Here is a 23,112-nt window from a genome sequence, read left to right as displayed (position 1 = left end):
CCTGATGGGCGCTGACCTACGGGAGACATCAAGCCATGACCAATCTTGCTTGCGCCGCGAAGCGCTACCTAGTGTCCATCCTCCTGTTGCTGGGGGCCGCTGCCTCTGCCACTGCGCAAGGCACCGATCAGCTACCATCCTGGAATGACGTCCAGTCCAAGCAGGCGATCGTTGCGTTCGTCGAACGTGTGACTGCGGAAGGCGCGGCAGACTTCGTGCCCGAAGCAGAGCGCGTCGCCGTCTTCGACAATGACGGCACGCTGTGGGGCGAGCAGCCGCTGTACTTCCAGCTCCTGTTCGCACTCGATCGGGTCAAGGCAATGGCCCCGCAGCATCCGGAATGGAAGGACAAGGAGCCCTTTGCCTCGTTGCTCAAGGGCGACGTGAAAGCTGCACTCTCAGGCGGCGAGCCGGCGATCGTGGAGATCGTCATGACCACGCACTCCGGTATGACAACAGTGGAATTCGACCAGATCGTTCGCGAATGGATTACCACCGCCAAACACCCAAAGAGCGGCCGGCTCTACACCGAGATGGTCTACCAGCCGATGCTGGAGCTGTTCGCGTATCTTCGCGCCAACGGTTTCAAGACTTTCATCGTCTCCGGCGGCGGCATCGATTTCATGCGTCCCTGGACGGAGAAGGTCTACGGTATACCGCCCGAACAGGTCGTCGGCAGCAGTGGCAAGACCAAGTTCGAGATGCGCGACGGAACGCCGGTGCTCATGCGGTTGCCGGAAATCAACTTCATTGACGACAAGGCGGGCAAGCCTGTCGGCATCCACCAGCACATCGGTCGCCGGCCAATCGCGGCGTTTGGCAATTCGGACGGCGACTTGCAGATGCTGCAATGGACATGCTCGAGACCTGGCCCGCACTTTTGCCTTTACGTGCACCACACCGACGCGGAGCGCGAATGGGCCTACGACCGCCAGTCGCACATCGGCCGCCTCGACAAGGGCCTCGACGCTGCTGCCGATTCTGGTTGGACAGTTGTCGATATGAAGAAGGACTGGAACCGGGTGTTCGCCTTCGAAAAGTAAGGATTCGGAGCAAGACGATGCGTCAAGTTGTGGAACGCCAGGCTCAATCTACACAGGTCGAAGAGCCATTCCTGAACATGGTCTGGATTCCCGGCGGTACATTCCTCATGGGATCGGACAAGCACTATCCCGAGGAGGCGCCGGCGCATAGGGTGACTGTGGGCGGCTTCTGGATGGACGCCTGCACCGTCACCAACCGCGAGTTTGCTCGGTTCGTCGATGCAACTGGTTACGTCACCTCGGCCGAACGTCCGGTAAATCCCGACGATTATCCCGGAGCGAAGCCGGACATGCTGGCGCCGTCGTCGGTGGTGTTCAGCAAGGCCAAACAGCGTGTCGATCTTCGCGATCACTACAATTGGTGGGTCTACGTGCGCGGCGCCAATTGGCGCCATCCGCGCGGGCCGGCGAGTTCGATCAAGCGGCTGGCCGACCATCCGGTCGTGCATGTGAACTTTGAGGATGCCGAAGCCTACGCATCGTGGGCGGGCAAGGAATTGCCCACCGAGGCCGAGTGGGAATTCGCGGCGCGGGGCGGGCTCGACGCGGCCGAATTTGTCTGGGGCGATGAAATGGCACCCGATGGCCGACACATGGCCAATACCTGGCAAGGTGAGTTCCCATGGCAGAATTTCTGCGAGGACGGCTACGAGGGGACGTCACCCGTCGCCTCCTTTGCCGCCAATGGCTACGGCCTCTACGACATGGCTGGCAATGTCTGGCAGTGGACCACGGACTGGTACCAGGAACACGGCAAGATCGACAGCCCGTGCTGCACGGTTGACAACCCCCGCGGTGCCAAACGGGACGACAGCCTCGATCCACGGCAGCCGCAGATCAGAATCCCGCGCAAGGTGATGAAAGGCGGATCGCATCTTTGCGCGCCCAACTATTGCCGGCGCTACCGCCCGGCCGCGCGGATGGCGCAGCCCGTCGACACGTCGACGTGCCATTTAGGTTTCCGCTGCATTGCACGCAGAACGTGACGAACACTGCCAAAAACGCCCGGCGCAAAGCCTGCCGGAACAGAGACAGACAGGGAGGATCGAAGCATGACGGGCAATGAGATGTTGAAGGTCGGCGCGGCGGCGCTGGCGCTGCTGCTTGCCGGGCCTGGTTCGGCGTACCCTGCCGTTGCACAAGAACAGGTCGCGGCGGCTGACGCTTCGGATGATGCGACGACTTCGCCGGAGCCGCTGAGCGCCGACGAGATGGAGGTCCTGGTTGCGCGCATCGCGCTCTATCCGGACGAACTGATCGCGGTGATCACGGCGGCAGCGCTCTATCCGCTGGAGATCGTCGAGGCGGCGCGCTTCCTCGACCGGTACGAGAAGGGCAAGGGCCTGAAGCCGAAGGAGAGCTGGGACGGCTCCGTGGTGTCGCTGCTCAACTATCCGGACATCGTCAAGATGATGAGCGACGACCTCGAATGGACGCAGACGCTCGGCGACGCCATTGCCTACCAGCAGAAGGACGTGCTGGTTGCCATCCAGCAGCTGCGCGACGAGGCGGTCGCCAAGGGCGTGATCAAGACCGACGACAAGATCCAGGTGGTCAAGGAGAACGACAATTTTGTCATCAAGTCGGCGAGCTCCGAAGTGATCTACGTCCCGCAATATCCGCCGCAGATGTTTTATGAGCCGGGTTACGTGTGGGAACCGATCCGATATTATCCCGATCCTTACCCCTATTACTGGTATCCGGGAGCGACCTTTTTCGCCGGGGCGGTGACCGGCGCCATCTGGGCCGCCGCCGTCGACTGGAACGACTGGGGCGTATGGGGCGGCCGCTGGAACGGCAACGACATCAACATCGATTGCAACAATTGCTTCAACAACCGCGACTTCAACGGCAAGATCAACTTGAACGACGTCGACTGGAAGAACATCGATCGCAGCAAGATCAAGATCGACCGCAACCAGTTCAACAAGTTCGACCAGACCAACATCAAGAACCGGATCGAGAAGAACGGCGACAACGCCATCCGCGACCGCGCCCGCGACATCAAGAAGAACGACAAGCTCGCCAACAGGGTGCCGGGCAAGACGGCTGCAAAGAGAGACATCCGCAAGAGCACGCTCGACGGGCTGAAGGGCCAAGGCGGTCAGGCGGCAAGCAGGCCGGGCAACCGGCCGAACGTCAACCGTCCAGAAGCCAGGCCCGCCGTCGCCGACCGCCCGACCGCCAACCGCCAAACCGCCAAACCGGCAAAGATCAACCGCCCGGCCGGCAAGCCGAAACCGGCGGCAAGGGTCGACAATCGGCCGAAGAAGCCGTCGGGGCTTGGCAACGTCGATCGCGGCAAGGTGACCAAGGTCAGCTCCAACCGCGGCCACCAATCCATGGGTGGCGGCAGCCGTGGTGGCGGCCACAAGCAGATCAAGCGCGGCGGCGGCGGACGCCGGCGTTAACGGAACGGGAGGACAGGACCATGACACTGATGTTCAGCACCACCCGTCACACGGGACTTTTGCATACGATCCTTCTCCACTCTGTCTGCGCCGTGGCGCTTGCAGTGGGCATCGCTGTCTCGAAGCCAGCCGCCGCACAGGATGCACCGGAGGCGCCGGAGATTACTGCCTTCGTGGCCGCTGCCGAGCCGCCCGTCTTCGACACGCCGGAAGCGGCTGTCGAGGCGTTCAAGAAGGCGGTGAACGACGGCGGCAACGGTGCGGTTGCGGCCCTTCTCGGCCTCGATGCGGAGAAGCTGAAAGCCGACGAGAACGCGGACGAGACGCTGGCGGCGATCAAGGAGGGTGTGGCCAAGCAGCTTGTCCTCGATGGCGAGGGCGACCGACGCACGCTGCAGATCGGCGACAAGCTGTGGCCGCTGCCTTTTCCGCTCGTCAAGGGCGAGGACGGCAAGTGGGCTTTCGACACCTATGCCGGGCTCGAAGAGATCGTGAACCGGTATGTCGGCGAGAACGAGCTCAACGCGATCGAGACGATGCGCGCCTATGTCGATGCGCAGGAGGACTATGCGTCGCAGGACCGCGACGAGGATGGCGTGGAGGAGTTCGCGCAGAAACTGATAAGCTCGGAAGACGCGACCGACGGGCTCTACTGGCCGACCGACGATATCAACGGTGAGAGCCCGGCCGGTGCCAATATCGATCAGGCCGAGCTTGAAGACGCGGCCAAAGGTGAAGGCTATTTCGGCTACAAGTACAAGATCCTGACCGGCCAGGGCGACCAGATCGCCGGCGGCGCCTACGACTACGTCATCAACGGCAACATGATCGCCGGCTTTGGCCTTATCGCCTGGCCGGCCAAATATGGCGAGACGGGCGCAAAAACCTTCGCCGTCAACCAGCACGGCGTCGTCTACGAGGCGGATCTCGGGCCAGCCACCGAGCAGATCGTCAAATACATCGACCGCTTCAATCCGGACGATACGTGGCAGGTCGTGGGCGACTGAGAGAAATGGATCAAAAGCCGGATTATTTTCGAGTCGATCGGCAAAACCCTGCGCTGTGGCAGAAGAGGTGGTATGGAATTGAGCTTCGCATTCATGGCCAGACCCGGCCACCAGTCCGTCGTCAGGCTTGCCCAGCAGAAAGCCGCCCAGACCGCACAGGGTGGCGAACAGGAAGCGGCGATCATCAGGCAGCGCCTGATATTTTGGAGTGATGGCAATGTCCGAAGCGATGCATCCCCTAGCACCCCATCATCTGCCGGGCTTTATTGTGGCTCCGGGAGAGACCGATGTTCTCTTCACCGGAACGGTAATATTCATCATCGCGCTGCTCATGATGCTTGGCAGCCTGTATTTCTGGCTCCATTCGCTGCCTGAGCGCATCGCGCATGGGGCCAGCCAGGTCCAGTTTCAGTTGGTGGCGGTTCTGGCGTTGCTCGCGCTGTTCACTCACATCAATGTGTTCTGGGTTGCGGCATTGCTGCTTGCGATCGTTCCCATTCCCGACTTCTGGACGCCGTTGTCCACCATGGCTGAATCGCTTGCCAGGATGGCTGCCGACAGGCGCCAGGCGCCCGCACCTGCAGCATCTGCGCCGGAAGCAATTGCTGCGGGATCGCCGCTGTCGGTGAACGACGCGCCATTATCCCAGGTGCGGGTTGTGGAACTCACAGACGGCAAAACTTTCGAGGCTCCATCCACGCCGCTCGATGACCAACACCGTGTTCCAGCAAACGAGGAGCGCCGGCCATGATCGAGTTACTGCTATGCTCAGTCGTGACGATCCTGCCCGATTTTCTCGTCCGGCGTTTTGTCCAGGGAAAGAGGATCGGACGTGAGATCACGCTCTATTCGGTGTGGTATGAACTCCGTTATGGCATAACCGCCTGCCTGGGACTCACCATCGTTCTCCTGACGCTGATCCTTTATTACCATCCATCGACAACCAGCGCCGTTTCTTTCTATCGCACCGTGCCCATTCTTCCCGAAGGCTCCGGCCGCGTTGAAGAGGTCTATGTGGGTCTCGGGGAAAAGGTGAAATCGGGACAGCGCCTCTTCAAGCTCGACAGTTCGACCCAGAAAGCCGCGCTTGAAACTGCGCGGCTGCGTGTGTCGGAGATAGATGCGGCGCTGGAGTTGGCGAAGACCGAGTTGGCGACGGCCGATGCCCGAATCCAGGAAGCGCGGAGCGCCTATCAGCAGGCCGTGGACGAACTCGCGACCAGAACCGACCTTCAGAGGCGAAACTCCGGTACGGTTGCGCAACGGGAGATCGAGAAACTTCAGAATATCGTCGATGGTCGCCAAGCCGCGGTGTCTGCCGTCCTGGCTAGCAAGCAGTCCGTCGAAGCCCAGATCGCTTCGGTACTGCCGGCGCAGAAAGCCAGCGCCGAGGCTGCACTTGCCCAGGCGCAGGTCGAACTGGACAAGACGGTCGTCTATGCGGGAGTGGACGGAACGCTCGAGCAGTTCACGCTGCGCAAGGGAGATATAGTCAATCCTATCATGCGGCCCGCGGGAGTGCTGGTTCCCGCGGAGGCAGGCAGGCGGGCGCTTGTGGCGGGCTTCGGCCAGTTGGAGGCGCAGGTCATGAAGGTAGGCATGGTTGCCGAGGCCACCTGCATCTCCATGCCGATGACCATCATCCCGATGGTTGTGACCGAGGTGCAGGATCTTATCGCAACCGGCCAGGTGCGCGCGTCGGATCAACTGATCGACGCTCAGCAAGTGGTCAGGCCCGGGACGATCACCGTCTTTCTGGAACCGCTTTTCCAGGGCGGGTTCGAAGGCGTTCCGCCGGGAAGCAGCTGTATTGCCAATGCGTATACCAACAACCACGACCGGCTGTCCGAAGAAGGACTGAGCACCTCGAAATGGCTGTTTTTCCACGTCATAGACACGGTCGGGGTCGTGCACGCCGTCATCCTTCGAATTCAGGCGCTGCTCCTTCCGGTACAGACGCTTGTCCTCTCCGGGCACTGAGAACCACGTCGGCAGCGGCCTGCCGACCCTTGCGAGATCGCCGATGTGGGCGTTGAGGCCGATCACGGTGAAGAAGTAGACGAGCAGGATGTCGCGCGCCGTCAGGTCGAAATCGACCTTGATACCGGAGAAGAGATAGACCAGCCCGATCGCACCGCGAACTTGGCCTTCGCCAGCCGCGCCCCTTCACCGCCGTCGCGAAAATTCCAGCTTCAGCCGGTTGATCTGCTCCGCGGTCCATCCGCGAACGTCAGTCACTTCGATCCAGGCATCGATGTAGTGCTCCGGCGCATAGACATGCCCGTGCCCCATCGGGGCCGTTGTGGCCATCGCCATGTCGACGGTAAGCTGGAGAAGCGTCACGACCGGATACCATTTGAGCTCGGGAGACACGTCGGAACCGCGCGGCCCCGCCATCCATTCCGGCTGTCGGTACAGGGACCGGTAGTCGAAGAACGTCACCGGGTCGCTCGCATATTGAAGATAGACGATCCGCATCGGTCCCCAATGTGCGTCCGGGATCGCCAGGCCGTTCTCCTGGCTCGTGAACCGCACATACGACCCGTCCCTGAAGCGCGGCAGCCAGGCTGGCGATCCTCGCTCGCGGTCGTCGGTGACGGAACGCCAGATCCTGCTCGGAAATGGCGGGCCGCTCCAAAGTGCCCCCTGATACGGGTCGCCGATCACTTCGAACAACTCGGCGGATTGCTCGGAGCTCAAGGCGCCAAGGCTCAGCCCATGCAAACAGAGCCTGGGGCGCCTTTCCTTGGGAAGCGTGGTCCAATGCGCGTAGACTTCCGCAAACAGGGCGCGAGCTGCCTCGGCGCCATAGCCGGGCTCGACCAGGAGGGACAGCCAGCTTGTGAGATACGAATACTGCATGGCGACGCTCGCGACGTCGCCGCCGTGGAGATATTCGACGGTGTCCATTGCAGCAGGGTCTATCCAACCGGTGCCTGTCGGCATCACCACGATCAGCACCGAGCGATCGAATCCGCCGACGCGCTTGAGCTCCTCGAGGGCGAGCTTTGCGCGCTCCTCGGCTGTCTCCGCAGACCGCAATCCGACATAGACGCGGATCGGCTCACGCGCATCCATCCCCAGGAACGAGCCTAAATCCTTGCTCGTCGGCCCGGTCGCGATGAACTCCCGTCCCGCCCTTCCTAGCTCATCCCACTCGATCAGCGAGGTATCGCTTCCGGTCTTGCCGGGGTCGGCAGGCTGTTGGGTCTCGGGCTCGATCAGTTCATCGAATGCCCGGAAGGACGAATCCGCGGCATGGAGCGCAACCCTGAAGAAAACGCCGTTGACCACCGTCCAGAATAACGCAGCCGCAGCGGCAATGCCGATCACGTATGACACGCGTTTCGGCACGATCCGGCCAAGCATTCGCGAGATGAACAGGAACGTGACCTGAAACAATCGCGCCAAGAGGATCAAGAGCACGAAGGTCAGCAACGCGATCAGACCGACCTTCAGGGGGTGCGCAGTCTCTACCGGCTCGAACCTCATGTGCTGCCGGATCGAATTTTGCCATTCCGAAGCCTGCCAGAGAAACGCCACGGCAACCAGGATGCAGGTGGCCGCAGCGACGAGTTTGATGGCCCGCAAGATGCGGCCGGTGGACTTGGGCAACTCCAGGTAGTCGGCCAGCCGGCGCCCGAACACGCCAAGCCCATATCCGGCCGCGAAAGAGCATCCGGATAGAACGCCTTGCGTCACAAACTTGCGTGAAGCAGCGTAGGGGTGAGCGAGGCCGCAAAGAAGAGTGTTCCGAACAGCAGGCCAGCGGCTGAGAAGGAACGCCAGAACCTGAAGATCCAGAATAGCCTCATTGGAGCAGCCACGTGCGATCGCTGGAGTGCTTCGAGGCAGCTTGCCGTGCAAGATACGTCGGCGCAACCCGCATGCGCGGGCGACGCCACGAACTCGATACCAATCTGGAGCAGTCTTTGTTCTGGAGCAGTCTTTCCAAACTTTAGGGGTGCGGTCGCTCGCCGTTCACCGCGCGTGTCAAAGGAGACTGAGCAGCGCGGCACGATGGCCGAGCTTCATCGTTTGTGGAGGTTAGAAACGGAGTTTGGCCACAACTCACAAAGCGCAAGGATAATAACCACCGAGTTTCGCCAAAGCCAGCCTATTCGCCGCCGACCGTATAGCTGGGGCGGGGCGAAAGAACATCGCCAGCTTCAAGCTTGCCGCTATCCGTCCGGCCCGGTTGTGGCCCGGAATGCGCTCCGCGATAACCGCTCAGGGTCAGAGGTTCACCATTGGCAAAGTTGAGACTTCTGCGGCCGGAGAGCGCGTCGGAAAAGAAAGTGTCCCGTGAAGCGTATCCTTCGGCGCCCGGCCAACTGCGGACTGTGACGAATGCCAGGGTGACACCCAACACAGTTTATGACGCAGTAGAACTAATTTAGAGCATCCCTCGAAAAAGAAGTCACCGGTTTTCGGACAAATCGATGCGCAAACAAGAAGTTACAACGGTGCGCTTGATCGCTTTTTCACGCGCACCGCTGTAGCGCCGGATCAGATCACGAAAAAATCGTCGGCCAGCAGCGTCGGCCTGTTCGTCAGCGTCGCAAGCTGTGTCATGCCGCCTGCGACGTTTCCGTTGGAATCGTAAAACAACGCACCCGTAACCTTGTCATAGATGATGTGGTCGTCGGCGTCGTGCGCGCTAGTCCCAGCGAAGAAGTAGCTCGGCTTGAGGGCTCCCGTGGTGGCTCCAAGCCCCTGCATTACCGAATTCTGGAGCCTGAATGCATCGGCCGTATGGTTGAAATCCGTGATGATGTCGCGGTTGGCCACTGAGAGCGGCGCGCTGAAAACGAAGAAATCGTTGCCGGCGCCACCAGTAAGCCGGTCAATGCCCAGGCCGCCCATTAGTGCATCGTTGCCACCCCGCCCAAGCACGGTATCATTGCCTCGGCCGCCGTCCAGTTTGTTGTCGCTGTCGTTGCCGTCGAGCACATTGTCGAGGGAATTTCCCGTGGCTCCGACGTTGGCGTTTCCGGTCAGACGCAGATTTTCTACCAGCCGGCGATCGACCGCCAGTGAGTACGTGACCAAGCTGAAAATCTGGTCGAGGCCCGCTTCGTCGATGACGTTGTCCAGCACATTGTCCACATAATAGGTATCGTTGCCGGCTCCGCCATTCATCTGGTCGGCCCCGGTCCCGCCATCGAGAAGGTCGGCGCCATCATAGCCCGCTAACCGGTCGCTACCCGCCCCGCCCCTTATGGTGTCGTTGCCGGCAAGGCCGACCAGCGTGTTGTTCCCATTGTTCCCGGTCAGCTCATTGTCGGAAGAATTGCCGCGACCATCGATAGCGGCAAGGCCGATGAGAGTCAGATTTTCGACATAGGATGGCAGTGAATAGGTGCTCGAGCTGAACACCCAATCTTTGCCCGCCGCATCGCCCTCGACCACGCGGTCGAGCGCATTGTCGACATAGTAGGTATCGTTGCCTGCGCCGCCCTCCATCTTGTCGATTCCGACTCCGCCGTCGAGCAGGTTGCTGCCAGCGTTGCCGACCAGCGTGTTGTCGAGTTCGTTACCCATCGCGTCGATGTCGGCAACGCCGGTGAGTGTGAGCTGCTCTATTTGCTGGCCGGACAGCGAATACATCATCGACGTGATGACCACATCGATGCCGGCGCCGTCAGCCTCGATGACGACGTCGAATGCGTTGTCGACGCGGTAGGTATCGTTGCCGAAACCGCCGGACATTTTGTCAGCACCGGCTCCGCCGTTCAGAACGTCATCAAAGCTGCCGCCGTTCAGGATATCCGCTGCATCCGTCCCGGTCAGGTGCTGCTCCATCACGCCCGGCGCGGCATAGGCGCGCACGTAGTCGATGACCATCTTGTAGGTGCCGGACGCCCGCTCGACCTCAAGGGGATTCATGGCAAGCGAGGCCAGCATATAGAGCGGCGTGCGGAAGGACTCGCTCATTGGAAAGCGGCTCAGCTCCTTGCCGTCATAGTACACGGTGATCCAGTCCGTCGTGATCCTCGCGCCGTAGGTGTGAAACGCCCCGTCGAACATCGAACCGGGGAGGCCCGTATAGTTGCTTTCCCAAGCGTGGCTTTCCTTATTGCGCAAGTGCACCGCCTGGTGATGACCATCGGGATCGCCCCCATACGCTTCAACGATGTCGACCTCGACGCGTGGCAAAGTCTGATCGGGCGACAGCATCCAGAAAGCCGGCCAGGCTCCCGCCCCGCCGTGAAAGGCTGCGCGCATCTCGAAGTACCCGTACTCTTGCGCGAAACCCTGGCCGGCGCTGTTAACCGTTTGCATCGTTCCCGACTGCCAGGCGCCGTCCACCTGCTTCATGGTAATGGTCAGCTTCCCGTCAGAGACGGAGAACGGATTCGTTGCCCCCACCGGCGACATGAACGTGGCGGCCCCATAGGGGGCATGCACAGGCGCGTACCACTTGCCGGTGCCGTTGTTCGGCACGACATCAAGCGTGTTGAACTCGTCAGAAAAGGAGAGCTTGAACCCGGAGAGGTTCAGCTTCGATCCCTTGTACTGTTCGGTCCAATCGCCAGGAAGAGCAATCGCAGCCATTGATGGGCTCCTCGTTCTCGCAACATTTTCGCGGTTGACCCCCCACCAAGATCAAATCGTCCATTTGTTAACGGAAGGATAATGGACACCGATTCCGCTGCAAATGGGGTCAGTGCGGTTATCCCCAACGCTCTACGAGAAATCTTGGAGATGTCGCAAATCGGTTGACGTAGCCGGCACACGGTACTGCGAATCCTCCGATACCGTCACGTCGGGCTCGAACGTCGCCGCCAACCAGCCGCTCCTTCTCCGCCCGCGACCAGCGCCGCCGGCGCTGCCCCAAGGTGATCACTTCCACGCGCAATCGTCATAGGACACCTCCCCAGGATTATTCCCCGGACTTGCAATGTTCTTCCTAAGGCGACAAGGCGGCCTTCACCGTAGGCTTACGTTGTAGGCCGGCGGAGGCGGCCTACAGTCGGGGTTTCAAGAGGCTCACGACGCCTCGCCAGCGGGGTGGCGCGACGGTCGGCGCAGATAGCGTGGCCGAACGTCCGTTTTCTCAATCCGATTCGGACCTGCAATCTCGCCTCCGGAATGACCATTAGGGGTCACAGAACGAACCCGCTCGCGCGGGAGGGCGCGGGTTCGAGGCTTGGTGGTTTATCGGCAGCGCCGGTGAGGTTGTAATCGACGAGGGGTGACGGACAGGCTCGGCCTCCGAGCATGAAGGGTCAACCTTCAGCTTGAGAGGAGCATCCGATGACCATCTCTTCGCATCCGTCCGGCAGCGCGCTTCGCGAGCGCATGATCGAAGACATGAACGTGCGTGGCTTCACCGAAGACACGCGCCGTAACTACATCCGCTGCGTGAAGAGATTTGCGGCGTTCATCGGCCGCTCGCCCGGCGCGGCAACGGCTGAGGATCTCCGCCGTTTCCAAGTGCACCAGACCGAGAGCGGCATGCGGCCGCCGGGCATCAACAGCTCGGTTTCGGCGCTGCGCTTCTTCTTCACCGTCACGCTCTCTCTCGTCGTCTCGCGATAGTCCACCAGCCACCCAAGCTGCCGCTGGTGCTGAGCGCCGAGGAGGTAGCGCGGCTGCTCGAAGCGGCGCCGGGGCCGAAATACAAGGCGGCGCTCGGCACGGCCTATGGCGCCGGGCTGCGGGTTTCCGAGGTGGCGGCGCTCAAGGTGACCGACATCGACTCGGCGCGCATGCTGATTCGCGTCGAACAAGGCAAGGGCCGCAAGGATCGCCACGCCATGCTGTCGCCGCATCTGCTCAAACTGCTGCGCGCCTGGTGGCGGGAGGGCAAGCGCCGCGGCGTGATGTTGCCGCGGGGCTGGCTGTTCCCAGGACGCAATCCGGTCATACCGCTCTCCAGCCGCCAGCTGAACCGCGCTGTTCATGCCGCTGCGGAGGCGGCCGAGATCAGGAAACGGGTGACGCCGCACACGTTGCGCCACAGCTTCGCCACCCATCTCCTGGAGCAGGACATCGATATCCGCATCATCCAGGTCCTGCTCGGGCACGCCAAGCTCGACACCACGGCGCTCTATGCCCGCGTCGCCACCAACACGATCCGCACCGTGATGAGCCCACTCGACCGGATCAAGCTGCTGACGGAGGACGAGACGCGACCGGACAGATGACGCCGCGGCGGTGAGCCGCCCGTCACTGGAAGTCGCCGACATCTTCCATCGCCATGGCGCCACCTGGCGCGCGGCGCATGCCGGTCATCTCAGCCTCGGCCAGATGAAGGTGATGTCGGCGATCGAGAGCTGCCGTACCGCTGCCCTCGGCGGCCATGTCGAGGCTTGAGAGGACTGCGGCCACAGCCGGATCGCCTATAACAGCTGCCGGAACCGGCACTGCCCCAAATGCCAGAGCGCGGCGGCACGGGACTGGCTCGCCGCGCGCCAGGCCGATCTCTTGCCGGTCGGCTACTTCCACGTCGTGTTCACGCTGCCGGCCGAGATTGCCGACATCGCCTACTACAACAAGGCCGTGATCTACGACCTTTTGTTCCGCGCCGCCTCCGAGGCGCTGCTCACGATCGCGGCCGATCCAAAGCACCTCGGCGCGCGCATCGGCATCACCGCCGTGCTCCACAGCTGGGGCTCGGCGATGACCCATCACCCGCATGTGCACATGATCGTGCCCGGTGGCGGTATCTCGCTCGACGGCGAGCGCTGGGTGCATTGCAGGCCGGGCTTCTTCCTGCCCGTGCGCGTGCTGTCGAAGTTGTTCCGACGGCTCTTCCTGTCGAAGCTCGCCGACGCCCATGCTGCTGGGCGACTGCAGTTCTTCGGCGGTCACGACGGTCTGAATGAGCACAGCGCCTTCGCTCAATTCCTGGCGCCGCTTCGGAGGAAGAACTGGTTCGTTTATGCCAAGCCGCCAATCGTCGAGTGGCGGAGGGAGAGCAACTGAGATCCAACCTTCTCCAACTCGCACTGGTTCGCGCACGCTGGCAAATGGGATCTAGGCATGGCTCAAGTGCCTGGACACCAGAACGCCAGGCTCGACGCAGCAAATATGCAAATTGGTGGAAATTGCCGGAAGCGGCTTAGCTTCGAGAATCGCCAACGCCTCATCGGATGACCGTGCCTGTCGGAGTCGCGCCCGAACCTGAGATGCCCGAAGCAGCCGGCATATTTGGGAAAGGGCAGGGAGGAAGGCGGACGTGGCAGAGGGCGGCCAAAGTATAGTGTAAATAGTTCTCAGTGGACTGAGGAGTGGAGATGAGGCTGGCTGTCCCGGACGCGAACTCTCTCGCGTCCGGGCTAATGGCCCGTTTTGAGGCGTTTAGGCTCCCGCCGGAAATTGAGGCTGAACATATTCATAGCAATTCAGAGGTAATGGTAGATTTTTTGAAAATCAAGCAAAACAGGTACGGGCCTGACTAGCAGAAATAATGCTTTTAAATGCCAGTTATTTTCGTTTGACGAACAGAACAGTCTCCTGCTTGCTAGCTGGGCGCGAACATGCCGTGTCAGAAAGTGAAGATCGAATTTTTAGACGGACTTCCAGATCTTCAGCCGTTGCAATTTTTATTTCAACCAGGAGATGCCGTGATGAAAAAACTCGTCCTCGCAGTTGCCTTGACAGTGGGCAGTTCGCTTTGCGCCATGGCGGCGAATGAGGTCACCAAAGCTCCGCCAGCCGCTCCTTACGAACAGGTCAGCAAGCTTGTGAAACTGCCCGACTTCCTGCCGGGCATGGGCCAACTTTTCGTCGATCCGACGACATTGCCTGCCGGACCATTCTTTGCCTATGACCACGATGGCGAGCTTGTCAGCACGATTTACATGCTGCCGATCAAAGACCTCAATCCGGACAAGCGTTTTGACGACCTCGCTTCACCCGGCGGCAATGTCGACCATGTGGACGTCTACTACAATGCCGGCCATCCGGGGGTAGAAGAGCCGCATGTCCATGTCGTGCTGTGGCATGTTTCAGCGGCTGACGAGGCACAGGTCGCCAAATGACACTGACGCGTCGTGAGATACTGGGCGCTGGCGGCGGGCTCGCCGCCGCCCTTTCCCTCTCTTCTCTGGCCGTGTTGGGTGGCGAGATGATCGAAGTCAAGATGCAAGGGCGCGACGACGGTTCACACGTCTGGTTCGACCCGATAGGCATCCTGATCAAACCAGGACAGACGATCCGTTGGACCAATCTCAATCCCGGCAATTCGCACACGACGACGGCATACAATCCCACAAACTTCGAGCGGCCGCTCCGCATGCCCAAAGCGGCAAAATCTTGGGATTCTGACTATCTACTGCCCAACGAAAGCTTTTCGGTTACTTTCACCGAGCAGGGGGTCTATGATTATTACTGCATTCCGCATGAGCATGCTGGAATGGTCGGTCGTATCGTCGTCGGCGAGCCCGAGGCGCATGACTGGACGGAGCTAACCGGAGCGAAGGGAGACCTACCGGAAGAGGCCGTCAAGGCCTTTCCGATGGTCGAAGACATCATGACGAAAAGGATCGTGCGGCGCGCCTAGGCATACGTGCAGGATGCATGACACCAGCAACAGGAGAACCCAAACGACGATGCGAATGGGAGCCCGAGTTTCCTGTTTGTCGTCAATGATCGATAGGGGCGACCATCATGACCGGCAGCGCGTTTCCATACGATAATGAAACACGAGCGAAGCGCGACGAGCGTCCGGTAGATATGCCTCCCGGTGCTCGGGCTGCAGCCCAACAACGTGAGCGTGCCACACATCGGCTTGCCGCCTTAGGCGAGATGACTGGCGGTATTGCCCATGATTTCAGAAACCTCCTGGCAGTCATCGGATCCGGCCTGAGGCTTGCCGAAATAAGAGCCGAGGAGCCCGAAAGCGTGAGGACCTACATTGCTGCAGCGCGGCAGGGAATCGATCGAGGTATCGAACTGACGTCACTGGTACTGGCCTTCGCAAAACATCAGGAACTCGAAATCCACGCTGGCAATTTGAATGAATTCCTCAGGTCTTTTGAGCCTTTCCTGAGATATGGCGCAGGCCCCGATGTCCGCGTCAAGCTGGAGCTTGGTTCCGATATCCCGAACTGCTTGATCGACCCGGCGCTGTTCGACTCTGCAGTGCTTAATCTCGTAATGAACGCACGAGATGCGATGCCAAGTGGCGGGGAGATCCGCGTCACCACTGAGCGATTGGTGCAGACGGCCCCGACGCCTGACCTGCCCGGGCCCGAAACCTACGCATGCGTTCGCGTCAAGGACGGTGGTTGCGGCATGGCTCCGGAAGTCTTGCGAAAGGTGTTCGATCCTTTCTTCACGACGAAGGGTGAGAAGGGCACCGGGATAGGGATGTTGCAAGTGCAGGCATTGGCGCAAATGGTTGGTGGTCGGATCCGGATAAAGAGTGAGCGAGGGATTGGAACAACGGTCGACCTTCTGTTCCCGTCAATCCAAGCGGACCTTTAGACGCCCAACAACTCCTACAATTTGATGTCGGCGCTCGCGACGGAATGCAATCCTGCCAGGGCGGGACCTACCACGCTCTCGTCCGCACTTGCGGATTGCACCGCGTAAACCGGATAGGAGAACTGCGGCATTTCAGGCACAAGGTGCAGCCGGCCGGCCTCCATGTGAGGCCGCACAGAACTCATCCTGAAATATCCGGAGCCGCCAGTCGCAAGAACATAGCTCAGTGCGAGCGGACCGAGATCGAAAGAAAGATCCGGCGCAGCACTCGGGAAATTCATCCCGTGGTGAAGTTCAAAATCCGGCCCCCAATCCATATAAACATAATCGGATTCGTCCAGGAGGCGCGCTTCGGAATTGGTCGTCACGAGGACGAGTTTTTCCTCCAGAAGCAGATCGATCTTCAAACCCGGTCTGTGGGGGGGCGCGTACATGATAGCCAAGTCGACCATTCCTGACGCAACCTGATTGATCAAATCCTTCGGCACATCGACGTGTACTCGAAGTGCAATATCCTGAAGCGACCCGCGCATCCATCGGACCCAATCGAGCAGAAGAGGTTGCGCTAGGCTGACTTCGCTGCCGACCGTCAGAACAGCTCGACGTCCCGGGGGCACGGCAACCTGGTGAAGGGTGCGTTGCCATAGTTGGACGAACATCGGCGCGTGGCGCAGAAATTGCTCACCGGCCGGGGTGAGAGAAGCTCCGCCTTTGTGGCGAACAAAAAGCGCGCGGCCCAATTGCTGCTCGAGGTTGCGAATCCGTGCGCTTACGGTCGTCTGGGCGACATTCAAGCGCTCCGATGCCCGAATGAAACTCCCTGTCGAAACGATCTCGATGAAAGTCCGGGCGAGTTCAATGTCCATAAAACATATAGCATAAAAATTGCGTTTAAATGTCAATCAATTTCGTTTGCTAGATAGCTAGTCAGAGCAATAGGCTTCGAGATTATCCACCCAGCTCTGCGCTGAATGCTGCGCAGCGCCGGTGGGAGGGAGCGCAAGCAAATGACCGACAGGAGTTCGACCATGTCCCCAGTGCAGCAGGAACTTAGCGTCACCAGTGGTTTGCGCACGGTTGCACCCGCCCGGCACCATTCAAAGGTCGTGAAATTCATCAGCGAGGTCGCCAAGGCGGCGGCCAACGATGCACCGACCTCGGTTGAGATCTTCTCTGACAGCGGCCACTGGTACTGTCGGGTTCGCCGCGGCCATGAAAAGACCCGGCCGATGGGTCCCTATACCAAACAACAGGCCGAGCGGATCCAAGAAGCTCGGAGAATGTCGATCGCAGAAAGAGGAACCTCTCGGATCATGTTCGAGTAAGCGAGGATCTCACGATCACGCCGGCCTGACGGCAAGATCCACTGGCACGCGGAACGATTCCGAGGGTGAGCCCCATCAGTGGAACATTCCTTCTGTCCGCATGCTGGTTTGTGAGCGCGTCGTGCGCTTAAGACAGGAGAAAGGAATACGAAACGAATCGTTTTGACCTCGGCCGTGTTGGCGCTTTCCGCCGGCCTTTCCTTTGCCCAGACGACGAGCGGAACTTCGGGCGAGACCTCCACGACCACAACCACGACCACGCTTTATCTGCCGGGCTTTCTAACCCGGCCAGTTGCCGGTGGGCCATTTCTTTAGCGAGACCCACTAGGGCATCGACCTTTTGCAGCTGGTCCGCGTCACCGCCATTGGCGACGCGTTTCCGGATCGTCTTATCGCAATGCCCCTTGGGCGGCTAATAGCCTGTACTTTTCGAAGATCGCTAGCTTCTGCGGATAGGTGATCCGTACCTTGGCGTTGCACCCGTCGCATCTGAAGTGCGCGATCGTTCTTAGCGCAGAGCCCTTCCTTACCGCCGGATGCGAGCAATTCGGACAATCGAATGTGAGCGCAACATCAGACAAGTCTTGGGCTAAACCCATTTCCATCTCCTTCGCAAGCGCTGTGGCTACACTCTGGCGGGACTCAATGGGGCAATGCAGATGCGAATCCGGCTGTGCTAACGCGAACAATTCGTCAGGGAAAGCCGCCAAGCTAGTGCGCCTTCTCTGCGCCCTTTGAGAGACGAAGAGACCTCAATTCATCCAGCAGTTCGCGCTCCTTGGTAGTAATGTTTCGGAAGATTGCGACAATCGCCACCGCTAAGGCCTCGGCATCCCGGCTTGAAGAGTCCATGTGTTCATCTGCGCAAACCTGATCGAACACGCGTTCGCAAATAGCCAGATCATGAGGGCTGAGGCAGGTGCGATTGAAACGCCGACGCAGCATCTGTGCGAACCTTTCAGGGCCTGTTGCCAGTGATTGAGGCGGACTCTTTTTTGTCGATGAACCGCTGAGGCGTGATTGGAATAAGTTTACTCGCTGACCGATAATTGGTCTTTCAATAGTCCCAAATCAGGGCGCACTCGCGAGATCTATACTGTCCAGCAATCATAAGTTGGCGGTAATCCCGCAATTTTTGTTCTGGGACATGAAATCCTCGCCGAAATTCCGCCGCCTCTTCGGAGTTCGTGTGCAACCGAGTCTACTGGCGGTGACTTTCAAACTCGCCAGTGAGCATCCGACCTTGGCTGCAATATCTTTCAAAGGTTCGTTATTAAAATATCCATCAAGAATTATCTTGCGACGAGCTTCTGTTTTGAGGTTTGCGTTCATTTCGTTGCCTCCTCAACTACGCTTTCACCGTGCCAGACTCTATACGCACCACGTTGAAGAGTGTCGTTATCGTCGCATCCAGAAACTTATCTCGGAATGCATTTCTTGCTGTAACCCAGTGTGATAGCCCTCTGTGGACTCGCGTTCAGCTGGTCTTGCCAGATGGCTGTGATACACCACATGATTGCGGTGGCGATGGGCATACCGGAATCGGATACGGCACTACGCGATGGACGCTAAGAGGCAGGACAAGGCGCTTGCGAGGCAGGCGCTTGAGCGCGATCGACGTCGTTGGCCGCGCGAAGCTCAGCCTTACAATGAGGCTGCCCCGTCACTTGCGCCGGCGCTCGAACCTTTGCCCTTTTCGACGCTCGAACTGGCGCCAGAAGATCAATTCGTCGCTTGGCAGGCGCATATGGCTCCGCTTGTCGAGATCAAGTTGCCGGATGACAAATCGCTCGACGATGGCTTTCCCGCCGACCACACGGCTTGGAACCTCGGCGGCATGCTGATCGTTCAACAGCGCGCACCGGCACATAGTTATATGCGTTCTGCTGCGAAGCTTCGGTCCAGCTCGATCGATCACTGGTATATCGCTTTGCCGCATACTGGCCGGTCGTGGACGGAGGTCGATCGCCGCGTAGCGGAAAACCAGCCGGGCAAATTGGAGATTAGATCGCTTGGCTACCCGTTTCGGGGGAGGGCAACGGAATCCCAAAGTCTCTTTCTCTATTTGCCGCGTGATTTGTTCGCCGATGCGGCGGCAACCCTGGACGCAAAGAATAATTCAATTCTGTCCGGCAACTTTGCCAACCTTTTGCTCGACTACCTCAAGAACATCGAAGCAAGACTGCGCAGTCTCACGGTTGACGATCTGCCCCGCATCGTGCACGCAACACGCAGCATGATCATTGCCTGCCTCTCGCCCCCGGCGGAACATGCCGCGGCCACCGAACAATTGGTGAGTGTCGCGCTGATGGAGCGAGCCCGTCGATACGTCCACAACAATCTGGATGCGGCTCATCTGACGCCGGATTCAATGTGCCGGGCGCTCGGCGTCTCGCGCTCTCGTCTTTATCAGTTGTTCGAACCGAGCGGTGGTGTTCTCCACTACATACAAAGTCGCCGACTTCTGGCAGCCCATGTTGCGCTTAGCAATCCGGCGGACAGCCGGCGCATTGTTAATATTGCCGAAGCCGTCGGGTTTAGTTCAGCGGCTAATTTCAGCCGAGCTTTTAGCAAGGAATTCGGCTACAGCCCCCGCGAAGTCCGAAGCTCCGTGGTGTTACCGCGCCCCGCCCACTCTGTTTCGCATGCCGGACACGAGGAGGCCTCTTCCTTTGAACATTGGCTCAAAGCGCTCGGAAGCTGAGTACAGGATCGGGAAGCTCATGGACCAGAATATTTTCGTGTCGCGTCCACCGCGCCATCAATTATAGCCAATTCCCGATTTATCGACCAACTGTTCATCGATGTCGCCGCGCATCACAGCGGAGCATACATTGCAACTACGCAGCATAAGACACTTGTTGAGACCGCGAGTCGTATGTTTGCCAAGTCAAGAAACAAAGAGATAGAGCGGTTCTGCGGTTCCTTGAAATGACGAACCGCTCTAGCCCGGATTATCTCACCAGCAAAGGGCTGCGTAGGCTGGCGGCGATCCCGGACAGCAATTAGCCGGTCGGGAACGGTGCAAGAGCGCCGCGCCGGGCAAGATATGTACGCCGGGATAAGTATTAGGATGCAAAGCTAACGACAGATCGGCTTCGTGCGTAGATGCTTGCAATGCTTGGCGGGGGCTCGGCGGCTTGGCGGGGGCTCGGCACAGGTGGCAGGCATCATGTTGGGGAGATGTCGTGCTGCCTGTGCCGATAGCCGCCGCTGCGCGGTCAAAGGTGGCGTCATTGAGTAAGCGTGCCAAGGTCGTTGGCGGCCGGCTGGAGTTTCTTCCGCCGCAGATCCCGACTCGGGTCGAGCGGCCGCCTGAAGGTGAGGGCTGGGTCCACGAGGCCAATCTCGACGGCTATCGAACCCAGATCATCATCGATAATGGCGGTGTGCGTCTTTACAACAAGAACGGCCGCGACTGGACCACGAAATACTGGCCCATCGCACTAGCCGTCGATCTGCCATGCCGGACTGCCATTCTCGACGGCGAAGTCATTGTTCCCGGCGAGCAGAGCGCTTTCGATTGCCCTGCGCTGGAAGCGGCGATCTGGAACGAGCCGAGCCGGCTGGTGTTCGTCGCGTTCGATATCCTCCATCTCGACGGCCACGATCTAGGCTCCTTGCCGCTGCTGCAGCGCAAGCAGGCGCTGTGGCAACTGATTGAGCCTGGCCTCGGCAAGATCCAATACAGTGAGCATTTCGAGGGCAGCGCGCTGGCGCTCTTCCGCACCGTCGAGAAGATCGGGCTCAATGGAATTATCTCGAAGCGCGCCGACAGCCGCTACAGGAGCGGACTGTCGAGCACATGGCTGAAGGCCAAAAAATTTGAAGAAGCCGACTCCCGAGTTGGGGGTCGTTTATGAGCCAGGCACGGCTCCAATGCCCTGATCGCTGCTCACGGGCGTCCTCACCGATTTGAGGCCTACGCGGGCGGACGCGACGCGCATACCAATCTGGCGGAACAAATCATGATCATTCTCATTGTGGTGATCATCAAGGGAGATTGATCATGGGTGACCGGCACAACCCAAAAATCGAGGCACCGGCAAATGTCGAAAAGGACCCGGAAGATTGGATCAGCGGAGATGATCCCATGACCCCCGCACAAGCCTCCTATTTGAAAACTTTGGCCGAACAGGCCGACGACCCTGACGCCTATGCTGACGGCCTCAGCAAGGCGGAAGCCTCTAAACGCATCGATGCACTCCGGGAGAAGTTAGGCCTGTAGTGCCCGCTCGTGGCTGTTGGCCTCCGGCGACGGGGCCGTTCCATCGAACCCGACAGCGGCTCTGTCCAGTTTGTTACCGTGGTCTGACCCCGGGGATGAGTTGCATTGCGTTCTGCAACCGCTCGCTGGATAGTCCTGGCGATGTTGCAGACCTTATTGACTCATTGGCCCCAGGTCCTCGCGATCATTTCGGTGGTGATGGCGGCCATCGGCATCGTCCACGCCATAATGACGAAGGAAGACGTCCGCGCCGCCACGGGTTGGGTCGGCGTGATGTTCCTGTCGCCATTCCTCGGCGCGATCATCTACGCCGTTGCCGGCATAAACCGCATCCGTCGTGCCACGATCAGCGCCATGCGGCCCCTTTCCAGCGAGGCGGCTTCCGCAAAACATGAGCGCAACTTTGCCGCCGAGGAACTGATTGCCGAGCGGTACGGCCAACGCTTCACCGGCCTGAAGACATTGGGCGACAGGGTGGCCCGGCGTGCCCTGACCTCGGGAAACGCGATTGCGATATTGGAGACAGGTGACGAGGCCTATGCCGCAATGTGCCGAGCGATTGACGGCGCTCAACGCACTGTCCTGCTCGAGACCTACATCTTCGACAATGACGATGTCGGGCGGCTTTTCGTGGAATCTCTCGCGCGAGCCGTCCAGCGGGGTGTCAGCGTTCGCGTGCTGATCGATGCCGTCGGGGCGCGTTACTCCGTCCCCAGCATTCTTGGGCGCCTGCGAGAGGCGGGAATCCCGGCAGACCTCTTCAACGGCAACATTGTCATGGGCCTGCGTCTTCCCTACGCCAACCTCAGAACGCACCGGAAGATCCTGGTCGTCGACGGCACGATTGCGTTCACCGGAGGGATGAACATCCGAAAGGGATTCTCAGCCGAGTTCGCCGGCTCCTCCAGCGCGAGGGACACGCATTTTCAGGTCACCGGGCCGGTCGTTGCCGACCTTTTTTCGGTTGCCGCCGAAGATTGGCGCTTCGTGAGCGGCGAGTTCCTGAAAGGCGACACCTGGCAAGTGGCCGCGCTTCCCGCGGCTCCCGGTCAACCGATGCTGGCGCGGGCGGTTGCATCCGGGCCGGATGCCAGCATCGAAACGAACCACAACTTGCTGATCGGGGCATTTTCCGTCGCCCGCAAATCGATCCGCATCATGTCGCCCTATTTCCTGCCGGATCGGGAACTGATCAGCGCGCTGACGACCGCAGCCAGGCGAGGCGTCGAGATCGACATCGTGGTACCGGCGATGAACAATCTTTTCCTTATTGACCGGGCGATGACGGCGCAATTCGATCAGGTCCTGAAGCACTATTGCCGCGTATGGCGCACGCAGGGCTCGTTCGATCATTCGAAGCTGCTGTCGGTCGATGGAGTTTGGGCTTTTATAGGATCCTCCAATCTTGACGCCCGGTCCCTGCGGCTGAATTTTGAGATTGATGTAGAGGTTCTTGATGCAGGCTTTGCTGCGGAGATTGAAGCGCGGATCGGATCGGCAATCGCCTCCGCCACGTCTGTAACGATCGAAACCTTGAGAGCCCGGCCATTCATCGTCCGCCTGTTCGACCGAGTGTTGTGGCTGGGATCGCCCTACCTTTAGAGGCTTTCTCGTTCTGCCCGAGGCAATTCGGGCGACGCAGCCATCGCTCCTTTCGAG

The 23,112-nt window shown here is 59.8% G+C and carries 17 protein-coding genes and 3 pseudogenes; 16 read left to right on the top strand and 4 right to left on the bottom strand.

All coding sequences use genetic code 11. From position 1 onward, the window contains the following. Window positions 1–35: 35 nt before the first annotated feature. The 6 genes from AC0L2R_RS03115 (at window position 36) to AC0L2R_RS03090 (ending at window position 6,441) form a co-directional block, all read left to right on the top strand. A complete protein-coding gene (locus tag AC0L2R_RS03115; RefSeq protein ID WP_473507685.1) occupies window positions 36–1,043 on the top strand; it encodes an HAD family hydrolase in 1,008 nt (335 codons plus the stop codon). Between the two features lie 17 nt (window positions 1,044–1,060). Next, window positions 1,061–2,029, top strand: a complete 969-nt coding sequence (locus AC0L2R_RS03110; RefSeq protein ID WP_473507684.1) for a formylglycine-generating enzyme family protein — start codon at window positions 1,061–1,063, stop codon at window positions 2,027–2,029. 66 nt (window positions 2,030–2,095) lie between these two features. Continuing rightward, window positions 2,096–3,454: a DUF3300 domain-containing protein gene (locus AC0L2R_RS03105; RefSeq protein ID WP_473507683.1), complete on the top strand. Its 1,359-nt coding sequence runs from the start codon at window positions 2,096–2,098 to the stop codon at window positions 3,452–3,454. Between the two features lie 20 nt (window positions 3,455–3,474). After that, window positions 3,475–4,461, top strand: a complete 987-nt coding sequence (locus AC0L2R_RS03100; RefSeq protein ID WP_473507682.1) for a DUF2950 domain-containing protein — start codon at window positions 3,475–3,477, stop codon at window positions 4,459–4,461. 217 nt (window positions 4,462–4,678) lie between these two features. Further along, the gene (locus tag AC0L2R_RS03095) at window positions 4,679–5,212 is read left to right on the top strand and encodes a hypothetical protein (protein WP_473507681.1); all 534 of its coding nucleotides are present in this window, start codon (window positions 4,679–4,681) and stop codon (window positions 5,210–5,212) included. Then, window positions 5,209–6,441 (top strand): HlyD family secretion protein, encoded by a 1,233-nt coding sequence (locus AC0L2R_RS03090; RefSeq protein ID WP_287317961.1) that lies wholly within the window; start codon window positions 5,209–5,211, stop codon window positions 6,439–6,441. The genes AC0L2R_RS03095 and AC0L2R_RS03090 overlap by 4 nt, the downstream gene beginning before the upstream one ends. 186 nt (window positions 6,442–6,627) lie before the next feature. Here the strand turns inward: AC0L2R_RS03090 and AC0L2R_RS03085 are convergent. Continuing rightward, window positions 6,628–8,276, bottom strand: a pseudogene (locus AC0L2R_RS03085) (alpha/beta hydrolase). Between the two features lie 694 nt (window positions 8,277–8,970). Further along, the gene (locus tag AC0L2R_RS03080) at window positions 8,971–11,019 is read right to left on the bottom strand and encodes a family 16 glycosylhydrolase (RefSeq protein ID WP_473507680.1); all 2,049 of its coding nucleotides are present in this window, start codon (window positions 11,017–11,019) and stop codon (window positions 8,971–8,973) included. Between the two features lie 702 nt (window positions 11,020–11,721). On the opposite strand from AC0L2R_RS03080, the pseudogene AC0L2R_RS03075 reads away from it, so the two are divergent. From AC0L2R_RS03075 to AC0L2R_RS03055, 5 genes and pseudogenes are all read left to right on the top strand, one after another. Then, window positions 11,722–12,614 (top strand): annotated as a pseudogene (locus AC0L2R_RS03075) (tyrosine-type recombinase/integrase). 10 nt (window positions 12,615–12,624) lie between these two features. Beyond that, window positions 12,625–13,365 (top strand): annotated as a pseudogene (locus AC0L2R_RS03070) (IS91 family transposase); the annotation flags it as partial. 674 nt (window positions 13,366–14,039) lie between these two features. Next, window positions 14,040–14,453, top strand: a complete 414-nt coding sequence (locus tag AC0L2R_RS03065; RefSeq protein ID WP_473507740.1) for a DUF5602 domain-containing protein — start codon at window positions 14,040–14,042, stop codon at window positions 14,451–14,453. After that, entirely contained in the window at window positions 14,450–14,974 is a 525-nt protein-coding gene (locus AC0L2R_RS03060; RefSeq protein WP_473507679.1) for a plastocyanin/azurin family copper-binding protein, read from the top strand. Before AC0L2R_RS03065 ends, AC0L2R_RS03060 begins: the two co-directional genes overlap by 4 nt. A 107-nt stretch (window positions 14,975–15,081) precedes the next feature. Beyond that, window positions 15,082–15,900: an ATP-binding protein gene (locus AC0L2R_RS03055; protein WP_473507678.1), complete on the top strand. Its 819-nt coding sequence runs from the start codon at window positions 15,082–15,084 to the stop codon at window positions 15,898–15,900. Between the two features lie 14 nt (window positions 15,901–15,914). On the opposite strand, the gene AC0L2R_RS03050 is transcribed toward AC0L2R_RS03055, so the two are convergent. Then, window positions 15,915–16,766: a LysR family transcriptional regulator gene (locus AC0L2R_RS03050; protein ID WP_027153958.1), complete on the bottom strand. Its 852-nt coding sequence runs from the start codon at window positions 16,764–16,766 to the stop codon at window positions 15,915–15,917. A gap of 141 nt (window positions 16,767–16,907) precedes the next feature. Here AC0L2R_RS03050 and AC0L2R_RS03045 point away from each other — a divergent pair, with 141 nt between their 5' ends. Continuing rightward, on the top strand, window positions 16,908–17,225 hold the full coding sequence (locus tag AC0L2R_RS03045) for a hypothetical protein (RefSeq protein WP_139172500.1): 318 nt from the start codon (window positions 16,908–16,910) through the stop codon (window positions 17,223–17,225). Window positions 17,226–18,332: 1,107 nt separating this feature from the next. On the opposite strand, the gene AC0L2R_RS03040 is transcribed toward AC0L2R_RS03045, so the two are convergent. Beyond that, a complete protein-coding gene (locus AC0L2R_RS03040; RefSeq protein ID WP_473507677.1) occupies window positions 18,333–18,557 on the bottom strand; it encodes a hypothetical protein in 225 nt (74 codons plus the stop codon). Between the two features lie 229 nt (window positions 18,558–18,786). On the opposite strand from AC0L2R_RS03040, the gene AC0L2R_RS03035 reads away from it, so the two are divergent. The 4 genes from AC0L2R_RS03035 to AC0L2R_RS03020 all read left to right on the top strand — a co-directional run bounded on the left by AC0L2R_RS03035 (window position 18,787) and on the right by AC0L2R_RS03020 (window position 23,055). Beyond that, entirely contained in the window at window positions 18,787–19,929 is a 1,143-nt protein-coding gene (locus tag AC0L2R_RS03035) for a helix-turn-helix domain-containing protein (RefSeq protein ID WP_031255952.1), read from the top strand. Window positions 19,930–20,413: 484 nt separating this feature from the next. Then, complete coding sequence (locus AC0L2R_RS03030; protein WP_473507676.1) at window positions 20,414–21,088, top strand: ATP-dependent DNA ligase; 675 nt, start codon at window positions 20,414–20,416, stop codon at window positions 21,086–21,088. Between the two features lie 146 nt (window positions 21,089–21,234). After that, window positions 21,235–21,453: a DUF3072 domain-containing protein gene (locus AC0L2R_RS03025; protein WP_091591041.1), complete on the top strand. Its 219-nt coding sequence runs from the start codon at window positions 21,235–21,237 to the stop codon at window positions 21,451–21,453. A 141-nt stretch (window positions 21,454–21,594) separates the two neighbouring features. Then, window positions 21,595–23,055, top strand: coding sequence for a phospholipase D-like domain-containing protein (locus tag AC0L2R_RS03020; RefSeq protein ID WP_473507675.1), 1,461 nt, complete (start codon window positions 21,595–21,597; stop codon window positions 23,053–23,055). Window positions 23,056–23,112: the final 57 nt, after the last annotated feature.

This window comes from Mesorhizobium sp. WSM4820 (assembly GCF_055811075.1).
This window is presented reverse-complemented; position numbering and strand designations above follow the sequence as displayed.